The sequence below is a fragment of the Paenarthrobacter nitroguajacolicus genome (assembly GCF_029952445.1).
Classification (GTDB): Bacteria; Actinomycetota; Actinomycetes; order Actinomycetales; family Micrococcaceae; genus Arthrobacter; species Arthrobacter nitroguajacolicus_B.
Genome location: NZ_JAQPPK010000003.1, coordinates 1 through 19538, shown reverse-complemented (window position 1 = coordinate 19538; position 19538 = coordinate 1). Strand labels below are relative to the sequence as shown.

Sequence of the window (19538 nt, the reverse complement as noted above, 5' to 3'; positions counted from 1 at the left end):
GCGCTCCGCGCCCTGCTTTAGAGCGGCTGCCCCCACACCGTGAGCTGGAGGGCGACGGTTCCCCGTGCCTCGTCCGCGCCAGCCGCCGTGAAATTCTGCTGGATCACAGCCAGGAGCACGCGAAACAGCCCCCGTGGTTCCGGGATTTTGCTTCCGCGAGTGGCCGATGATCCAGCAGAATTACGCCGAGCCCGGAACATCAGACCCGGACCGATTCTTCGGAGCGTACCGGTGTTTCCAGTCCCAGGTTTTCGCGCAGCGTAGTGCCGCGGTACTCGGTGGGGTAGACGCCACGTTCCTGGAGCTCAGGTACAAGGTGGTTCACGATGTCGTCCAGGCCAGTGGGGATGAGCCACGGCGAGATATTGAACCCGTCCACGGCACCCACCCTGGCGTATTCGGCGAGGTGGTCCGCAACCGCGGTGTACGAACCGGTGAAGGTGGCGTCGATGCGGGCCGTCTTCGAGGTGACGAACTGACGGATGGACAGGCCCTTGTCCTTGGCTTCGGCCCTCCACTGATCGGCGAGTTGACGCGCCTTGGCCCCGTGGAAGCCGCTGCCACGCGTCTCGGAGGTCTCCTCAACCACAGGATCGATATCGGGAAGCGGACCATCGGGATCGTAGGAAGAGAGCTCGCGGCCCCAGAACTGCTCCAGGTACGCCACTGCCTGCTGCGGTCCGATCTGGAGGCTGCGGACCCAGGCCTTCTTCTCCTGGGCTTCCTGCTCCGTGGCGGCGAGGATGAATTCGCTGGCGGGCATGATCTGCACAGCGTTGGCACCTCGTCCGGCGGCCACGGAACGGGAAACAATGTCCCTCCGGAACTCCACGGCGTCGTCGAACTTGGGGTGGGCCGAGAAGATGACGTCCGCTTGGCGGGCAGCGAAGTCGCGGCCCTCGGGTGAGTCACCGGCCTGGAAAAGCACGGGGCGGTATTGGGCGCTGCGCGGCAAGCGCGGGGTGACGTCCACGGTGTAGTGCTGGCCTTCGTGGAGCACGCGGCGGGCAGGGCCGGCAGCAGTCTCCCACGAGTCCCAAATCCGCTTGGCCGTTTCAACAAAGGCCTCTGCGTGCTTGTACCGGTCGGCGTGGTCGAGGTAGCCGCCGCGTCGGAAGTTGGCTCCGGTCCAGGCGTTGTCCGTGGTCACCACGTTCCATGCCGCCCGGCCACCGGAGATCAGGTCCAGCGAGGACAAACGGTGGGCGAGGTCCGCGGGATCGTTGTAGGTGGTGTTCTGGGTTGCAACCAAGCCGATGTTCTTCGTCACCGAGGCCAAGGCAGCGAGCATGGTCTGGGCATCGGGCCGCCCGGCCACATCCAGCGCGTGGGGGCGCCCCAGGTGTTCGCGCAGCCGCAGGCCCTCCCCGAGGAAGAAAGCGGCGAACTTACCGCGCTCAGCGGTCTGCACGATGTGCCGGAAGGATTCGAAGTCTGTCTGCGAACCCGATTCGGCGGCCTTCCAGACGGTGCCTGAGTTGACGCCCTGGAAGAAGATGCCGAACTGGATCTGGCCGCTCGGCTGGAAGATATCGCGTGTCATGGTGTTCCTTTACTTTCCTGCTCCGGGAGCGGTGGTGGCATAGCGGCTTTCCGGACGTTTGAGGCCGAGTAGATCGCGGAACGTCCCATCCTGGATGGGCGCCCGCAGCGAACCACGACGCCGCAGCTCCGGGAGGACAAGCCGTGCCAGTTCCTCCAGCTCCACCTCCAAGGCAGCCGGGTGGAGGCGAACGCCGTCGGCCTCCGCCAGCAAGTGGTCAAGAAGATCGGCGAGCCCGGCAGCTGTGCCGACATACCGCGCCCGTCCCGATTCGGGCGAAGCCACCACGCGCGCTTCCGCAGCTTGCCCGCGCGAGTCCAGGACGACGTCGAGCTCGGCAACAACCGTGACGGAACTGCCCAGCCGTGCACGGACATCGCGGATCTCGGCGGTCAACAATTCGGGCGTCGGCGCGGACACCAGAACGGCATCAACCGCCTCGACCGGCACCCGACGTTCACCCACCAGTGACGCCGCCGCCAGCACAGGCAGCTGTCCCTGCAGGGGCCTGGGGATGATGGACGGTCCCTTCACCGAATACGGCGTACCAGCGAAATCGGCAGGGGTTTCGAAGTCCGCGTAGTGCAGCTTGTCCACGTCCAGGTAACGACCGGTGGCGACGTCGCGGATCACGGCGTCGTCTTCCCAGGAGTCCCACAGGCGGCGGCCCACCTCGATGGACGCGGCGGCTTCCTGTGCGAGCGCGTCACCTTCAACGAAAGAGCGTCCGACGGCGGCAGCGGCCTCGGGCGACTCGTCCGCGGTAGCGATCCACCCGGCACGGCCACCGGACACGTAATCCAGGCTGGCGAGCTGGGTGGAGATGTGGAACGGCTCCGTGTAGACAGTGTCCACTTCCGGGACCACGGCGATGGTCCGCGTGACCGGTCCGGCGAACGCAGCCCGCTGCAAGGCGTTGGCACGTCCGGCTTCGGGCGCGTCCTTGAAGGTGGCCACGTGGAAGCCGGCGGACTCGGCTGCGAGGACCGCATTGGCAAGGTGTTCGTAGCCGGCGCCGTCGAGTTCAATGGCCAGGAAGCCGGCCTTGTCGGTAATGCTCACTTCTGGTCCTGACGTTCGTAGGGAATCTTTTCGCCGGCCTCGATGGCCACGGGCAGACGGTTTTCGGCGGGCGGCAGCGGGCAGGTCGCGAGGTCGGAGTAGGCGCAGGGCAGGTTCACGGCGCGGTTGAAGTCGAGCTCAACGGAGCCGTCAGCGGCGGGCACCACGGATAGTGAGCGGTTCGCAGCGTAAGTGGTCTTGCCCGAAGTCTGGTCCGTAAACAGCACGGACAGCGAACCCGGAGCGTGCCCGTTGAACGCGGTCAGCGCGAGCTCCTCCCCCGCGAGCTTGAACCGGATCTCGCCGGGTGCTTCGTAGACGTGTTGGATACCCTCGACGGCGGCACCCACCGTGGTGGCCCGCGGCGCCTCGAACGGGACAAAGGTCCCGGCCACGGCAAACGCTGCATTGGGTGTGTAGGCGGGGGTGCCTTGGTACTCCTGCAGCAGCGAATTCGACGGGTTCCGCGGACGAACGATGTATTCGCCGCCGCGCTTGGCAACCTCGATCACGGTGTCGCCTGAAACCAGGTTGATGCCGCCGCGTTCCTCGATCGGCCCCAGCGTGATGGGTGTGGTCAGCTCCACGCCGTCCTGCAGCAGGCTTTCGCCGGGCTCCAGGTCAACACGCACGACGTCGGCGTCCACGCTCCAGGTGCCAGGCACACCTTCCAGCCGGGTGGGTTCGGTGGTGAGCCAGTGCAGGTGGGTGACCGCGAGGAAACCGTGCGGGTGTGCGCGTTGGCGCTCATGGGCGTCGTGCCATTCCTGCCATTGTGCGTCGAAGGCTTCGAGTGCGGTTTCAGTAGCGCTGTTAGCGTGCGTAGACATGGGCATTATCCGTCCTGTTGAAGGCGTGGTCGGCTGTGACTGTTGCTGCTGCGTCAGGTTCGGTGGCTCCGGCAAATTCCGGCCGGCCGCCGAAGGGATCGCCGGCTTCCCACAACGTGGTGGGGGCGGCTGCCCGGACTGCCGGGACGACCTCCAGCGCGAAGCGCTCCAGGATTTCCAGCTGCTGTTCGAAGGGAAGCGTGGTGGGCAGGGAGATCGACTGGAGGTCGTGGTTGTACAGCGAGTGGTAGCTGAGGATCTTGTCGATCACCTGTTCCGGGCTTCCCACCAGCGCCGGGCCCTCGGCCACCGCGTGCTGGATGTCGCGGAACGGTGAGTTGTTTCCGGGAACGTCGCGGCCGGCGGTCAAGCCCTCGTACACGGGACCGTACTGCCGGATGGCTTCCTGGGTGGTGTCCGCGATGAACACTCCGCCTGCCCCGCTGCCCGAACCAAGGTACTGGTGCCGTGGGTCGTGGCCGTGGCGTTCGTACTCTTCCCGGTAGTGGTCGATCAGGATCTTGTAGTTTTCCCGGGGCTGGATGGCGTTGGCCGTGAACAGAGGGTCGCCCCACTTGGCCGCGAGCGCAGCGGACGTCAGGGTTGTAGCCGAGCCGTGCCAAATCCGGGGCGATCCCGCGAAGGGGCGCGGTGTCGTCGTGGTTGGCTCGGTGAGGGCGGGCCGGAAGCGTCCTGCCCAGGTGACGCTCTCCTTGCGCCACAGCGTCCGCAACAAGGCGTACTTTTCGGCCAGGAGCTCCCACTGATCGTCCAGGGACAGGCCAAACAACGGGTATTGCAGCACCTCGTTGCCCTTGCCAATCACCAGTTCCAGGCGGCCGCGGCTGAGCTGGTCGATGGTGGCGTAGTCCTCGGCTACGCGCACCGGATCCAGCACCGAGAGCACTGTGACCCCTGTCTGGAGGCGGATACGGCTGGTGACGGCCGCAATCGCGGCGAGAACCGTCGTCGGGGATGAGCTGACGAACTCACCGGCGTGGCGTTCCCCAACGGAGAAGCTGTCGAAGCCCAGCTCCTCCGCTCGTCGGGCCGTCTCCACCACCTGGTTGAGCCGGTCAGCGGTGGAGACGATCTCCCCCGTCACCGGATTCTTCAGGTGGGGGATGATGTCCAGGACCTGGAACTTCACGGTGTTTTCCCTGTCGGGCCGGTACCAAACGTTGCTTCCGTAACCGTCTTGGATTCCGGCACGGCTTCTTCGGAGAGTCCCCAGCGTTCCAGGACCTTGGCATAGGAGCCGTCCTTGATGGTGGAGTTCAGGGCGTCCGTAATGGCCGGGGCCAGCCCGTTTCCCTTGAGCGTTGTGGCTGCCACCAGGGTCTCCGACGGCCAGCCCGCGTTGACCTTGCCCACAACCTTGAGGTCGTCACGGGTGTTCTCGCGGTACGTCACGGAAGGGTAGGGGGCCAGGTTCAGGTCGGTCCGGCCGGAAGAGAGCGCCAGGATGGTGTCGGCGTCGGAAGAGTAGTACTGCAGCGTGGCCGGTGCCTTGCCCTTGGCCTCAAGTTCCTTGTTCCACGCCAGCAGGATCTTCTCCTGGTTGGTGCCTGAACCCACGGAAACCTTCAGTCCCGAGATGTCGTCCGAGCCCTTGATGTCATAGTTGGAGCTCTTCTTCGCTTCGAAGCCCATGAACGCCGCACGGTAGGTGGAGAAATCGAACAGCTTCACGCGGGCCGCATTGATTCCCACATTGGAGAAGACTGCCTCGAAGTCGCCCGACTGGGTCTTGAGCGGCCAGTTCTCCCACGAGGTCACCTGCAGGTCCAGTTCCAGGCCGAGCTTGTCGGCGACCAGCTGGGCGATGTCCACTTCGACGCCGATCGGGGTCTTGTCGTCCGTGGCGTGGAAGGAGAGCGGGATTGAACCGGCGGTGGTGGCCACCGTCAGCTTGCCGTCCTTGGCGATGGCGGCGGGGACAGCAGCAGCGGCTGTTGCATCCTTTTCCCCGCGGATCCGGTTCTGGTCCACCGAAGTGTTGTAGACAACGCCGTTCTTGGCGGCTGCGGATTCGGGCTTGGCTGCCGACGCTCCGGGATCGGAGCACCCGGCCAGCACAGGAAGAACGACGGCGGGCAGTACGGCGAGCGCCAGGAGCCTGCTTTTGGTTGGGCGCAGTTTTGTTTCATTAGCGGCGAAGCCGTGGGTCTTGCGGAGCATTGAGGGTCCTAGATGTTGAAAGCCGGTTCGATGACTTTGGAGAAGAAGCTGCGGGTGCGTTCCTCGCGGGGGTTGCTGAAGATCTCGTGCGGGGTGCCTGACTCGACGATCAGACCGTCATCCATGAACACCACGGTGTCCGCCACGTCCCGGGCAAAGCCCATCTCGTGGGTCACCACAATGAGAGTGGTTCCGGACGTGGCGAGTTCCCGGATGACGTCCAGGACTTCGTTCACGAGCTCCGGGTCCAGGGCGGATGTGGGCTCGTCGAAGAGCAGGATCTTGGGATCGAGGGCCAACGCCCGGGCAATCGCCACGCGCTGCTGCTGGCCCCCGGAAAGCTGGCGGGGATAGGCATCGGCCCTGTCCTTCAAGCCCACGCGGTCCAGCAGTTCCAGTCCACGTTTCCGGGCCTCCGCCTTCGAACGGCCCTGCGCCACGATGGGTGCTTCGGCAACGTTCTCCAAGGCCGTGAGGTGCGGGAACAAGTTGAAATTCTGGAACACCATGCCGATGTTGGTGCGCTGCTTGAGGATGTCCTTCTCGCGCAGTTCGTGGAGCTTGTTTCCGCGGACCTCGTAGCCCACCAGTTCGCCGTCGATGGTGATGTAGCCGCCGTCGACCTTTTCCAGGTGGTTGATGGTCCGCAGAAGGGTGGACTTGCCGGAACCGGAGGGGCCAACGATCACCGCCACGCCGCCCGGCGGGACCGACAAGGTCACACCCTTGAGGACCTCCGTGGCGCCGAAGGACTTGCGGACGTTGGTGATGTCCACCTGGCCGCGGGTGGTGGGCTTATCCGCCGAGGCGGGTTGGGCGGTCGCTGCCGAAGCGCCGGCCGGTGTTCCGGCGGAAGGCTGTCCCGCCGTCGTCGTGGATTCTTTGCGTGCGGCGATGATGCTCATCGGGCGTCCTTCGTGGGAGAGGCAGCAACGTGGGTGGCGAAGAATTTCCGCGCCTTCTGCAGCGGGGTCAGTGGCAGGTTCCGGACCGCACCCTTGGAGAAGTGGCGTTCGATGTAGTACTGGAAAACGCTCAGCACCGAGGTGATCACCACGTACCAAAGGGTGGCGACCAACAACAGCGGCAGCACCTGCTGGGTCCGGTTGTAGATGACCTGCACCGTGTAGAAGAGCTCGGAATAGGCCAGGACGTAGACGATCGACGTGCCCTTGACCAGGCCGATGATCTCGTTGAAGGCATTGGGCAGGATGGCGCGCATGGCCTGTGGCAGAACGATGCGGGTGTTCCGCTGCCAGGCCGGGATGCCCAACGCCGAGGCAGCTTCAAGCTGGCCCTGGTCCACGGACAGGATGCCGCCGCGGATGATCTCCGCGGAATAGGCTGCCTGGTTCAAGGTGAGCCCCAGGACTGCTGCAGCGAACTGGCTGATCAGCGTGGTGGTCTGGGCTTCGAAGAAGCGGACGTCCGTGAACGGGATGCCCAGGCTGATCTTTTCGTAGAGGTAGCCAAGGTTGTACCAGAGCAGGAGCTGGACCAGCAGCGGCGTGGACCGGAAGATCCAGGAGAACGTCCACGAGACCGAGACCAGCAGTGGAGACGCCGACAAGCGCATCAGGGCCAGGACGAACCCGAGGACAAATCCAAGGACGCCGGAGATTGCCGTGAGCTTGAGGGTCTCCACCAGCCCGTTGACCACTGATTGCGCCGTGAACCACTGAGCCACAACCCCCCACTCCCAGCGGGGGTTGGTGACAAGGGACCACGCGATGGCCGCTACGCCGGCGGCTACCAGCACGGTGCCCACCCAACGCCAGGGATGCCGGGCGGGAACCAGCTTGTACTCGGAGTAATCCGGGGTGGGCGGTGCAGTATCCGCCGTGGCAGGCGGTGCGATTGCACTCATGCGCCACCTCATTTCAGATCGGTTGTTCTCTATCGGATGGCTGCCAATCTATGGGCGCGCCAAAGCCCGCAGCAAGGCGGGAATTTGCACTTCTTCACTGGACTTCGCAGGGCTTCGCAGGGGTTCTCCCGGCGTCACAATCGTCGTCACGGAACGCCATATGAGTCCCTTCTTTGCGTGCTTTGACGGTGCGTGACGCGTGGTGAACGGCGGTTACCGGCGCCTCGACCCAGGGCTTCCAACCTCCCTAGATTGGGCATCACCAACCACTGCATTACAGGAGATCCCATGCCGCCACGAGTACCAGCCATCGCCTTCATCGGCGGCGGTCCGCGCACGGCCGGTGTCCTGGAACGGCTGGCCGCGAACCGGCCCGACCTGTTCGACGCGCCCCTGGAAATCCACGTCATTGAGCCCTACCAGCCCGGCTCCGGGAGGATCTGGCGCTATGACCAGAGCCCGGGCCTGCTGCTGAACTCCACCGCCGCAGATGTCACGATGTTCACCGATGACTCCGTGACGTGCGACGGGCCGTCCGTGCAAGGACCGGGGCTGTCCGCCTGGGCCGCCGGCGTACTGGACGGCAGCATCCGGGACGTTCCCCCGTTGGAACCACACCTGCTTTCCCAGCTCCGCGCTCTGACCCCGTCGTCGTTTCCCACCCGCCAGCTGCAGAGCAAATACCTTGAGTGGTTCTTCGGCCGGGCAGTCAGCGCCCTTGGCCCCGAAACCACCGTGACCGTGCATCGCGACACAGCCACGGGCGTCGAGCGGTCCGACGGTGAGCGGTCCGGCGTCGAGCAGCACAGCGTGCGGTTGGCTTCCGGCGCCGAGGTGATTGCCGACGTCGTGGTGTACGCCCTGGGCCACACGGACTCTGCTCCCGATGATGAGACGGCCCGGCTCAGTGAGTTCGCTGCCCGGCACGGCGGCTTCCACGCGCCGCCGTCGTACACCACGGACGTGGACTATTCCGCCATCGAAGCGGGCCAGGACGTGATCGTCGCCGGTATGGGCCTGGCATTCGTGGACCTTCTGGTGCTGCTCTTCGAGGGCCGTGGCGGCCGCTTCGAGGAAAGGCCCGACGGCGGACTCGACTACCTGCCGTCCGGCGCCGAACCGCGGCTCTGGGCGGGATCACGACGCGGCGTGCCGTACCACTCCAAGATTTCCTCCACGCTGAGTAGCCCCGTGGAGCGCCCGCGCTACTTTACTGCCGCCGTCGTCGAAGCCCTCCTGGCTTTGCATGCGGAACTCGACTTCCGCGCGCACCTGTGGCCGCTGATCGCAAAGGACGCAGGTTACGCCTACTACCGCGAGCTCTTCACGGGCTACCCGGAACGGGTGGTGGGGACGTGGGCAGCCTTTGAATCCCGGTTCGATGCCCTCGATTGGTACAGCGCCGAACGCGAGGAACTGGTAGCCGTCTCCGTGCCCGATCCCGCATTGCGCTTGGACCTGGAAAAGCTGGACCACCCTTTGAGCGGCTGCGCGTTCGCCGATCACGAATCCGTACAGCGTTCTGTCGCCGCCTACATCCAGAACGACCTCGATCTCCGGACCGGCCCTGACCACTCCGAGACCCTGGCCTTGTTCACCGCGCTGCTTTACGTGTACATGGACCTTGGCCGCCTGGTCCCGCAGGAGCGACTCAACGCCCGGTCCCAGCAGTCCATCCATGGGTGGTGGCACGGCTTCTTCAGCTTTGTGGACTCCGGGCCGCCGTCGCACCGTCTCCGGGAGATGCTCGCCCTGCACAGGGCCGGGCTCCTCAAGTTCCTTGGCCCGGGCATGTGGGTAAGGGCCGATGAGTCCGTGGGCCGGTTTGTGGCGGGGACGTTCCAGTCGCCCGTGGTGGTGGATGCGTCCGCCTACATCGAAGCGCGCTTGCCGTCCGCGTCCGTGGAACGTTCCGCGAATCCCGCCCTGGCTGAGCTGCACGACGCCGGGTTGGGCACCGAACAGAGGCTGCTCACCTCCGAGGGCGCCCACTCCACGGGCAAGCTCCTGGTCTCCGGGAATTACGAGATACTGTCCCCTGTTGGCATTCCACAGAAGGGTTTGTTCGCCGTGGGTCCCTGGACCTCGGGCTGGGGCGCGGGAGCCTTCGCGCGGCCCAACACCAACGCGGCCCCGTTCCGGGAAAACGACGCCTTGGCGCGCAGGATCCTGGCTACGGTCGCCGCAACCACCCAGTCCCTCCAACCCAACTAGGTGACAGCACACGTTCCACTGACGTCCCACTAGGACGTTTGCTGTCACTTACTTGGGCGATACCTACGAAAGGCAAGCTATGACCTCAACCCCAACCCTGCCGACGTCGGGCCTTACCGTCCTCAGCCTGCCCATGCGCGATCCCCGCGTTAAACCGCTCCTGGACGAGCTCGCGGTGGAATACAACACCCGTTATGGCGACCTCTTCAGCAGCGAGGGCGCTTCCGAAGAGCTGAACCGCTACCCGGCCGAAGAATTCGCCGCGCCCCACGGCGCGCTGATCATCATCCAGGAAAACGGCGAGTCCGTGGCCGGGGGCGCCTTCCGCCGCTACGACGAACACACCGCGGAGCTCAAGCGGATCTGGACCCATTCGGCGCATCGTCGCCGCGGGCTGGCGCGCCTGGTCCTGACGGAACTGGAAAATGAAGCCCGACGGCGGGGCTACCGAAAGCTCTACCTCACCACCGGGCCACGCCAGCCGGAGGCAAAAAACCTCTACCTCGCCACAGGCTACAAAGCACTGTTCGACCTCGCCGCAGACCCCGAGGAAATCAAGCATTTGGCCTTCAGCAAGGATCTTGTCGCGCAGAGCTAAGCTATGCGCATGGCCAACAAAACGACTGCCGAAAAACTCGCCACCATCCAGCAGGGGTACACCCTGCAAGGTGCCACCATCGAGCTGGGTGCCGCGATCGTGGACGGTGAAGTCCACAAGGAAGCCCAGGTCCGCCTGCCGCTCGCCATGATGAACCGGCACGGCCTGGTGGCCGGGGCCACCGGTACCGGCAAGACTGTCACGCTGCACATGATCGCCGAACAACTCTCGACGGCGGGTGTTCCGGTTTTCCTCGCGGACATCAAGGGTGATCTGTCCGGATTAGCGACGCCGGCCACCGGGAGTGAGAAACTGACGGCTCGTACGTCTGCGCTCGGGCAGGACTGGCAAGCCAAGAACTTTCCCGTGGAGTTCCTTTCCCTGGGCGGCGACGGCAACGGCATTCCAGTCCGCGCCACCATCACCTCGTTCGGACCCATCCTGCTCTCCCGCATCATGGACCTCAACGACACCCAGGAGTCCAGCCTCCAGCTGATCTTCCACTTCGCGGACCAGAAGAACCTGGAACTGATCGACCTCAAGGACCTCCGCGCCGTGATCCAGTTCCTCACTTCGGACGAAGGCAAGGCCGAACTCGCTGAACTGGGCGGACTGTCAAAAGCCACTGCCGGCGTGATCCTCCGTGAGCTTGTTGGGTTGGAAGCACAGGGCATGGAGAAGTTCTTCGGCGAACCCGAGTTCGATACCGCCGAGCTGCTCCGCACGGCACCGGATGGCCGCGGCGTGGTCAGCTGCCTGGAACTGCCCACGCTGCAGACCAAGCCCCTCCTGTTCTCCACGTTCCTCATGTGGCTCCTGGCCGATCTGTTCGAGGACCTTCCAGAAGCCGGTGACCTCGACAAGCCCAAGCTCGTGTTCTTCCTGGATGAGGCCCACCTGCTGTTCAACGACGCGTCCAAGGCATTCCTGGACGCCATCACCACCACCGTCCGGCTGATCCGTTCCAAGGGCGTGGGCATTTTCTTCGTCACCCAGACCCCCAAGGATGTTCCGGCAGATGTCCTTGGCCAGTTGGCCAACCGGGTTCAGCACGCCCTGCGCGCCTTCACTCCGGAGGACGCCAAGGCCTTGAAGGCCACCGTCTCCACCTTCCCCGTCAGCGACTACGACCTCGAGGAAACCCTCACCTCGGCCGGAATCGGCGAGGCCGTCATCACTGTCATGAACGAGAAAGGCGCTCCCACGCCCGTTGCCTTGACCCGGCTGCGTGCGCCTGAATCCGTTATGGGTCCCAGCACGGACGAACTGATCAAAAGCACCGTTGCATCGTCTTCCCTCCTGGCGAAGTACGGAACCGCCGTGGACAATGTTTCGGCCTACGAGAAACTCAACGGCCAGTCAGCGGCGCCTACAGGCGATGCCGCTCCGGGCTTGCCGCCGGTCCCCTCTTCGGTGGGCGTCCCGGCCGGCTCGTCACAAGCCGACATCGACGCTGAAGCGCGCCGTATCGAGGAAGAAATCCTGGGAAGGCCCAGTTCACGTCCTGCGTCGACGACGCCCGAATCCTTCCCCGAACCGCCTGCTCCCCTTCCTGTTCCCCAGCAAGCGCCGCAGGACAGCGGCATGTTCGGTGACATCGCAGGCGCGCTCGGCGGAGCACTGGGTGGGGGCCTCAAGAGCATGGTCCGGTCCATGGGTACCCAGCTCGGCAGGGATCTCATGCGTGGAGTTTTTGGCACGTCGTCACGTCGTCGACGCTAGTTCCGGCGGGCTGCCTGAACCACGACGCCGGGTGGCGGCACCGCCTGCTGCCACCCGGCGTCGGGCTTCTCCAAACGCCGGATAAACGTCACATACGCGTCCCTCCTGCACGGCAGGGGCTGCTGCGGCAGGTAACGTAAAGGGCGTGCAGTTGAGTCAAGCGTTCGTCAAGACCGCAGCCGGATGGCTGCTCGGTCTGATGCTTGCTGCCGCCGGAGCGATCGTCTGCATCAACTTGGTGAGCTCCTCCGTGGCCAGTCCACAGCAGCCAGTCAAGGAGTATTTGCAGGCGCTGCAGGACGGCGACGGCGAAGAAGCGCTAGGGCTCCTGCGTGCCAAAGTGCCCAGCGCCAACGCTGCCATGCTGGACGGGACCGCCCTGCAAACAGCCGCGTCCAGGATGTCCGACGTGAAAGTGGGAAACCCGGAGTCGCGCGGCAGCAGCCGGGTTTCCGTCCCGGTGGACTACACCCTGGACGGCAGCCGGCTCCACACGGAATTCCTCATGGAACGGACCGGGACCCAATGGCTGTTCTTCGCCAAATGGGCGTTCGTTCCCACCACGCTGCCCACCATTGACGTCACCGTGGTGAACTCCAGCGAAGCCACCCTCAACGGTGTGCCCGTCAATATGCCCAACGGCCGCAATACGTTTGCTGTGTTCTTCCCGGGCAAGTACGAAGCCAGCCTGAACGGCACCTACTTCGAAGCCCCTGCAACCTCCGCGCTGGTGGCCACGCGGGATGGCGGCCAGGCTCCCCTGAACCTGCAGACCCGCTCCACCAAGGCCATGAACGACGCCGTGGCAGGCAAGGTCCGCGAGTTCCTGGATACCTGCGCAGCCCAGGCCACCGAGCAGCAGCGTCTCCAGCCGGATTGCCCGTTCTACCACGTGAGCAACGCCCGTGTTGTGGACGGAACCATCAAGTGGGCCATTACGGAGTACCCCAAGATCACCATCGAACCGTTCGGCGGCAAATGGGTGGTTGCTCCTTTGAACGGCAAGGCCACGTTGACCGCCCGCGAGGTCAACCTCTTTACCGGGCTCGTGAATGACCTCAACGTGGAACACGACTTCAGTTTCACTACCCAGCTGGACGTCAGCGGCGACACTGTGACGGTTACGCCTTTGTTGGCGTTCTAGCCACGTAGTTGCCCTGGTCCCTGGGCCTATGGCCCAGGGACGGCTGGCTGCCGCTTAGTCCATGCCGCGGAGGTCGAGCACCAGCTCGGACTCGCCATCGGCCCGCAGGATCACCGGAATGCCCCAATCCTGCTGGTACAGGTGGCAGGCTGCGTGGTCAGGGATTTCACCGTCTTCAGTCTCCGGCCCATCACACGCGGCAGCACGCGCGGTGATGTGCAGGATGCCTTCCGGAACGTCTGCCGAGAGTTCCAGCGTGCGCAGCAGCCCTACCGACGTTCCGCCGCCGGACACCAGCAGCTCAGGCGGGGTGGAGGAAATCTTCATCTGGGTGGGGTCGCCCCAACGGTCATCGAGCTTTTGCCCGGTGGGAGCCTTGAAACGGACGGCAAGCTCAAGGGTGCCGGGCGCCACCGGACTCTTCGGGCGGTGCGTCTGGGATGCGCCCTCGTCCACTTGCTGGGCTTCCTTGGGGATCGGCACCAGGACAAGCTGGTGCTTGTTGGACTCCACCACCACCAGCAGCGGATCGCTGCCTTCCACTTGGACCACCACCACGTCGCTCGGCTCAGCGAGGCCCCTGGCCAAGGTGGAGACGGACTTGGTGGCGGGGTCGTAGCGGCGCACAGCCCCGTTGTAGGTGTCGGCGATGGCCACGGAGTTGTCCGGCAGCACCGTCACACCCAGCGGGTGCTGCAAACGGGCAACAGCTGCCTCGCCGTCACGGAAGCCGAAATCGAACAAGCCCTTGCCTACCGCGGTTTCAACCGTTACGCCGGAGTCGCTGACCACGAGGCGGCGCAGGGAAGACGTCTCCGAGTCGGCTACCCAGATGTTGTCTTCACCATCGATGGCCAGGCCGGAGGATTGCGCAAACCATGCTTCCTCGGCCTTGCCATCCAGAAGGCCTTCGAGCCCGGAGCCGGCGAGAATGGAAACCTCGTTGGCCAGCGGGTCGAAAACGAAGATCTGGTGGGTTCCGGCCATCGCGATGACAACCTTCTGCAGCTTTTCGCTCCAGACCACGTCCCAGGGCGACGACAGGGAAACTTCAGTCCCCAAGCCCAATGCCCCAACGTCCACGGCGTCCGCCGCGAAGTCAGCCGGGCCGTCGTCGTGGTGTTCGGACCAGGTGCCGGCGCCGGAGTCGGTGACCCGGGCGGGACCGGTGTCAAGGAGCCGCTGCACGCCGTTGCCTGCAATGGTCTGGACGTAACCGGAGCTGAGCGTCACGCCGCGGAGGCGATGGTTGACCGTGTCGGCCACAACGGCGTCGTAACCGAGCTTCCAAGCCAGCTCCGACGGCAGCAGCGTTACGCCTTGGGGCTCGTTGAACTGCGCGATTTCGGATTGCCCATCCAGGTAACCCTTGGTGCCGGACCCGATGACGCGCTCGACGGTTTCGAGGTCGGGGCGCAACTCCACCAAACGGTGGTGGCCGGAATCCACTACAAGGTAGTTGCCGTTGGCGAGCTGGGTTGCCTTGCCAGGGAACCGCAGGGTTCCCGACGTCGGCACCGGGGCTACGTACGGACCGTCACCGCGGTGGAGGGTCCCCTTGGCTTCGTGTTCGGCGACGAGTTCTTCAAGTAACACTGCGAGGCCGTCTGCGTGGCCCTCACCGGAAAGGTGCGCCACGATGTAGCCCTCGGGATCCACCACCACCAAAGTAGGCCAGGCACGGGCGGTGTAGGCCTTCCACGTAGCAAGTTCCGGGTCATCAAGGACCGGGTGGTGGATCTCGTAGCGTTCAACCGCTGATGCCAAGGCGACGGGGTCTGCCTCGTGCTCGAATTTTGGCGAATGCACGCCGACCGTCACCAGGACGTCCGCGTACTTTTCCTCCAGTGGACGCAACTCATCCAGCACGTGCAGGCAGTTGATGCAGCAGAAGGTCCAGAAATCGAGAAGCACGATCTTGCCGCGCAGGGACTCGAGGTCCAGGGACTTACCACCGGTATTGAGCCAGCCGCGGCCCTCGAGTTCGGAGGCCCGGACCCGGTGTTGGGTACGTACGGTTTCGCTCATCAGCGTCCTTCCAGCTTGGTGTTCGGGTCAGTCTGCCCGGCATTGTCGTTTGTGGGGCGTTCGGCCGGGGCCGCTGTTGTTGCTCCGGCAGTGCGGCCTGCAAGCTTCGCATCGCGCTCGGCCAGGCGGGCAAACATATCGTTGTAAGCACTGAGATCGGCGTCGTTATTCCTGTCCGCCGCACGATCTACGCGGCGTTTCTCCCGTTCGTCGGACCGGGACCACATGACTGCCACCCCGATAGCGACCAACAAGGTGGGAATTTCGCCAATGCCCCAGGCAACCGCACCGCCCAGTTGCTGGTCTCCCAGTGCCGAGGGGCCCCAGGCACGGCCCAGGTTGCCGAAGTAGTCGGCAGCGAGCAGGCCGGTGCCGCCCATGATGGACACTCCGAAGAATGCGTGGAAGCCCATGGTTGCCAGCAGGAGCAGCAGCCGCATTGGATACGGCGCACGCCGCGGCAAAGGGTCGCTGCCGATCATGCTCAGGACAAAGATGTATCCGGTCAGCAGGAAGTGCAGGTTCATGAGCTCGTGGCCGACGTGCTCGCGCATGGCCAGGCCAAATAGGTCCGAGTAGTAGAACAAGACGATCGAACCCGCGAAGTTCGCCGCTGCGAACAGGGGGTGGGTGACAAGCTGGGAGAACCGGGAGTGCACGAACAACAGCAGCCATTCCCGCAGGCCACGCGAACCATGGGCGCCCTCGCCCCGGGACGGGAGTGCACGCAGCGCCAGCGTTACCGGAGCGCCGAGGACCAGGAAGATGGGGGCCACCATGGTGAGGGCCATGTGGTCCACCATGTGCGCAGAGAACAGCACGCGGCCGTACACAGCGGGCGGCCCCGAGGTGATGTAGGTCAGGACCATCAGGCCGATGACCCAGTTGACGGTCCGGAACACGGACCACTTGTCTCCGCGCCGGCGAACCTTGACGATGCCCATGAAGTAGGAGACAGCACCAAACAGTGCGACCCCCACCCAGAGCCAGTCAAAGCGCCATTCGGTCAACCAGCGCACAGGGGTCAGTTCCGGGGGCAACTCGTATCCCGACAGGATGAACGACGGCGAAGCGTCAGGCGCGTATGTGGTGGGCTGCGGCGGAGCCGAGCGTCCGAGTGCAACGGCGAGTCCCGACGTCGCACCCATCACCAGCAGTTCAACCAGGACCAATTGCCACAGCACCCGGCGGGCAGACATGGAACCGTTCTTGCCAAGCTGCGGGATAACCCACTGACGGTGCATGAAGCCGATGCCACCCAGCACCAATGTGGCTAGTGCCTTGGCCACAATGATTTGGCCGTAGGCGGAGCCGAAGAGGTCCGCGGGGTTGGTGACCCTGATAGCTGCGTTGATGACACCGGAGGCGAAAACCAGGACGAACGCGAAGCCTGCCAAGGACGAGAAGCGTCGGAGGGTCTGCTCAGTGATGTCCGGCGTGCCCTTGCTCCGCGAGCCGGTGAGGATACCGGACAGGACCGCGAGCATGATGATGCCGCCCACCCAGGTGGATACGCCCACCAAGTGGAGGCCCAGGGAATTGATGGCGCCTTCATGGTCGCTTGAACTGGAGGAGTGGCCGATAAGCGCCGTGGGAATCAACCCGATCAGCGCCAGGACGAGCGTGAACGCCAAACCGGTCAGGGAACGGACCCCGAACAGGGCCGTGGTGACTACCGCTGCAATGATGGTGACAGCGAGCCACGCCTTGCCGGTTTCGATGTCCGTCATGAAATAGACCAGGGAACGCGTGAACTCGGCATCCCCGGAGAGTGCTTGTCCGGCGACATCCGCGTACGTCAGGACAAGGACTGCCACTGCGGACAAAGTCCATGCCGCACCGGCGGCAGCGGCCACCGCGAGGGCCCTGGCAAACGCAGGATGCTCGGGCGCGTCAGCGTCCTTCTCGCGGGACCGGGATCCGCCAAGGTTCTTTGGCAGGATGCCCACGGCAAAGATCAGGCCGCCAACTACGGTGGCCACGGATACGTTGTGGATAGCCTTGGCAACAGGAAGGCCCCATCTGACCAGGGCGCCGGGGTCTGACACCTGGCGGGCCGCTGAGGCACCGGAGAAAATCAATGCCCCTGCGAGGGCGACGAACAGAACCGCCAACCCCGCCAATTGCCAGGGGAGGGAAATCCCCGCGACTGTTGAGCCTCCACGCGCTCCCGGCTTGGGAGGAGACGAAGGGGCAGTTGCGGAACTTCTTGCTGATGGCACCTATCCATTGTCCGCTACCTGTCGCCGGGCTGCGAATCGAAAGGTGCGCTATGTGCATTAACTCAAAGAAGAAGGGGCGGCAACCATCAGGTTGCCGCCCCTTCAAGGCGTGTGCCGAAGAAGTTACTTCTTCTTGGCGACGGCTGCCTTCAGCTTGGAGCCAGCGGTCAGCTTGACGCTGTGGCCGGCTGCGATCTGGATGGTTTCGCCGGTCTGCGGGTTGCGGCCGGTGCGAGCTGCACGGTCGGTGCGCTCAACGGCGAGCCAGCCCGGGATGGTGATCTTCTCGCCAGCGGCGACAGAAGTCTCGAAAACTTCGAACAGTGCATCGAGCACGGAGTTGACTGCTGCCTGGCTGGTGCCAGCCTTGCCTGCTACCTCTGCAACGAGTTCACTACGGTTCTTAGCCATTTACGTCCTCCTGGACTCATACGTTTTTGAGCTTTCAAGCGGAATGCGAGCAAGCCACTGTTCGAAAACTTACCAGCTTGGGCTGTCATGGCCAGCAAATTCCGCGTGTTTCCGCGCCTTTTTGACCAAAATCACCGGATTTCAGGGCTTTTTGGGAGCCCTTTAAGCCGTTGGCGTACCCTACGGCGGTGGATTCGCGGAAGGATCGATCGGAAAAGGGGCAGTTTCCCGGTGTGGCTTCCTGGGCAACTGCCATTGCGCACCGGTATCCCGGGGTGGTAACTTTCCGGTGATCGTGATCTTTGGACAGGAGGTGAGACCCATGAACGCAGTATCCACAGTGGGCGCTCCCTGCAGTCCACGATCCCGCGGCTAAGCCAGCCGCGCCCCGGAGCGCCTGATACGCATATCGCGAAAGGCATCTCCCATGAACACACCAACTTCTTCACCTTTGCCTGCACCTCCCGCGCCCAAACCATCGCTGGCCGTGCAGAACCAGCCAACCATTGACGCCTCGCTGCGCATCCCCAGGGGCGAGCGGGCTCTGGTCCTGGGCGGAGGCGGGTCCACAGGCAACGCGTGGCTCATCGGCGTCGTCGCCGGACTCTTCGACGGCGGAGTGGACGTCACAGCCGCCGACCTCACCATAGGCACCTCGGCAGGAGCTACCGCGGCAGCCCAGATCACCGGAGCCGCACCCGGCGAACTGTTCAATGCCACCCTCCAGCCGGTAATGCGGCCCCCACGGACGACGGCGGAACCGGGCTCGGGAGCGTCAGGTTCCGGGCAGGCGGGGTCCGGGCAAGCCGGTCCCAGCGCTACGGGTTCCAGGACCGGAGGCCCCAACCCTCACAACAACAGGTCCGTGACCGAACACATGGACCGAACGGCAAAGATCCTGGACGCCGCGCTGGACATGGCCGACATGCGCCGCAACATGGGCGCAGCAGCACTCGACAGGGCAGCCGCAATGGACGAACCCAGCAGAAAGTGGCGGGCAACCGTCGCTGGCCGGCTCCCCCGGCAGGAGTGGCCGGAGCGTGCCGTGCTCCTCACAGCGGTAGACGCAAGGACCGGGCAATCAGTGGTCTTTGACCGCTACAGCGGCGTGGACCTGGCGGACGCCGTTGCTGCGAGCTGCGCCAGCGGCTTCGCCTACAGCATCGGCAGTAACCAGTACATCGACGGCGGTTACCGGACCAATGCGGAGAACGCCGACCTTGCACTTGGGTATGACCGCGTGCTGGTGCTCTCCCCGTTTGGTGGGCGCACACGGACGCCACCCGAATGGGGAATGCACCTGGAAGCGCAGGTCGAAGCCCTCCGTGGAAGCGGCAGCCAGGTTCATACGGTCTTCCCGGACAGCAACTCGGAGTACATGTTCGGGATGAACGCGATGGACCTGTCCCTACGGCCCAGCGCAGCGCGTGTCGGCTACGAACAGGGCATGTCCCTGGCCGGTGGGCTGGGAGGGTTCTGGAAGAAAGGAGCTGGCATAGTGAACGGGCCTGACTCTGCGAAAGAGTCTGGCTTCACGGCTTAAAGTGGGAGAGCCCCGACCTGTGGTCGGGGCTCTCGCCTTTAATGGTTGTCCGGCGGTGTCCTACTCTCCCACACCCTCCCGGGTGCAGTACCATCGGCGCTGTGGGTCTTAGCTTCCGGGTTCGGAATGGGACCGGGCGTTTCCCCCACGCTATGACCGCCGTAACCCTTGTA

Annotated in this window: 15 protein-coding genes and 1 rRNA gene; 5 read left to right on the top strand and 11 right to left on the bottom strand. The window is 64.5% G+C overall.

The window, feature by feature from the left end; all coding sequences use genetic code 11:
• Positions 1–199: 199 nt before the first annotated feature.
• Genes PJL15_RS02590 through PJL15_RS02560 form a run of 7 tightly spaced genes read right to left on the bottom strand, consistent with a single transcriptional unit; the run spans position 200 to position 7483 of the window.
• Positions 200–1543, bottom strand: coding sequence for an NtaA/DmoA family FMN-dependent monooxygenase (locus PJL15_RS02590; RefSeq protein WP_281449649.1), 1344 nt, complete (start codon positions 1541–1543; stop codon positions 200–202).
• Positions 1544–1552: 9 nt separating this feature from the next.
• Complete coding sequence (locus PJL15_RS02585) at positions 1553–2605, bottom strand: LLM class flavin-dependent oxidoreductase (RefSeq protein ID WP_281449648.1); 1053 nt, start codon at positions 2603–2605, stop codon at positions 1553–1555.
• A complete protein-coding gene (locus PJL15_RS02580) occupies positions 2602–3435 on the bottom strand; it encodes a DUF1684 domain-containing protein (RefSeq protein ID WP_281449647.1) in 834 nt (277 codons plus the stop codon). The genes PJL15_RS02585 and PJL15_RS02580 overlap by 4 nt, the downstream gene beginning before the upstream one ends.
• Positions 3419–4585, bottom strand: coding sequence for an LLM class flavin-dependent oxidoreductase (locus tag PJL15_RS02575; protein ID WP_281449646.1), 1167 nt, complete (start codon positions 4583–4585; stop codon positions 3419–3421). Before PJL15_RS02575 ends, PJL15_RS02580 begins: the two co-directional genes overlap by 17 nt.
• Complete coding sequence (locus PJL15_RS02570) at positions 4582–5616, bottom strand: ABC transporter substrate-binding protein (protein WP_281449645.1); 1035 nt, start codon at positions 5614–5616, stop codon at positions 4582–4584. Before PJL15_RS02570 ends, PJL15_RS02575 begins: the two co-directional genes overlap by 4 nt.
• 8 nt (positions 5617–5624) lie before the next feature.
• Entirely contained in the window at positions 5625–6521 is an 897-nt protein-coding gene (locus PJL15_RS02565) for an amino acid ABC transporter ATP-binding protein (protein WP_281449644.1), read from the bottom strand.
• The gene (locus PJL15_RS02560; RefSeq protein WP_281449643.1) at positions 6518–7483 is read right to left on the bottom strand and encodes an amino acid ABC transporter permease; all 966 of its coding nucleotides are present in this window, start codon (positions 7481–7483) and stop codon (positions 6518–6520) included. Before PJL15_RS02560 ends, PJL15_RS02565 begins: the two co-directional genes overlap by 4 nt.
• A gap of 288 nt (positions 7484–7771) precedes the next feature.
• Here PJL15_RS02560 and PJL15_RS02555 point away from each other — a divergent pair, with 288 nt between their 5' ends.
• The 4 genes from PJL15_RS02555 to PJL15_RS02540 all read left to right on the top strand — a co-directional run bounded on the left by PJL15_RS02555 (position 7772) and on the right by PJL15_RS02540 (position 13161).
• Positions 7772–9697, top strand: a complete 1926-nt coding sequence (locus PJL15_RS02555; RefSeq protein ID WP_281449642.1) for an FAD/NAD(P)-binding protein — start codon at positions 7772–7774, stop codon at positions 9695–9697.
• A 79-nt stretch (positions 9698–9776) separates the two neighbouring features.
• Entirely contained in the window at positions 9777–10295 is a 519-nt protein-coding gene (locus PJL15_RS02550) for a GNAT family N-acetyltransferase (protein WP_281449641.1), read from the top strand.
• A 9-nt stretch (positions 10296–10304) separates the two neighbouring features.
• Positions 10305–12017, top strand: coding sequence for a helicase HerA-like domain-containing protein (locus PJL15_RS02545; RefSeq protein WP_281449640.1), 1713 nt, complete (start codon positions 10305–10307; stop codon positions 12015–12017).
• Between the two features lie 151 nt (positions 12018–12168).
• On the top strand, positions 12169–13161 hold the full coding sequence (locus PJL15_RS02540) for a hypothetical protein (protein WP_281449841.1): 993 nt from the start codon (positions 12169–12171) through the stop codon (positions 13159–13161).
• A gap of 54 nt (positions 13162–13215) precedes the next feature.
• Here the strand turns inward: PJL15_RS02540 and PJL15_RS02535 are convergent, their stop codons facing one another.
• The 3 genes from PJL15_RS02535 to PJL15_RS02525 all read right to left on the bottom strand — a co-directional run bounded on the left by PJL15_RS02535 (position 13216) and on the right by PJL15_RS02525 (position 17822).
• Positions 13216–15189, bottom strand: a complete 1974-nt coding sequence (locus PJL15_RS02535; protein ID WP_281449639.1) for an NHL domain-containing thioredoxin family protein — start codon at positions 15187–15189, stop codon at positions 13216–13218.
• Positions 15189–17411, bottom strand: a complete 2223-nt coding sequence (locus PJL15_RS02530) for a cytochrome c oxidase assembly protein (protein WP_281449638.1) — start codon at positions 17409–17411, stop codon at positions 15189–15191. Before PJL15_RS02530 ends, PJL15_RS02535 begins: the two co-directional genes overlap by 1 nt.
• A 123-nt stretch (positions 17412–17534) precedes the next feature.
• Complete coding sequence (locus PJL15_RS02525; protein WP_011776355.1) at positions 17535–17822, bottom strand: HU family DNA-binding protein; 288 nt, start codon at positions 17820–17822, stop codon at positions 17535–17537.
• A gap of 427 nt (positions 17823–18249) precedes the next feature.
• Between PJL15_RS02525 and PJL15_RS02520 the strand changes: the two genes are divergently transcribed.
• A complete protein-coding gene (locus PJL15_RS02520; RefSeq protein ID WP_281449637.1) occupies positions 18250–19365 on the top strand; it encodes a patatin-like phospholipase family protein in 1116 nt (371 codons plus the stop codon).
• A gap of 47 nt (positions 19366–19412) precedes the next feature.
• Here PJL15_RS02520 and rrf read toward each other — a convergent pair.
• Positions 19413–19529 (bottom strand): 5S ribosomal RNA (gene rrf / locus PJL15_RS02515).
• Positions 19530–19538 lie beyond the last annotated feature (9 nt).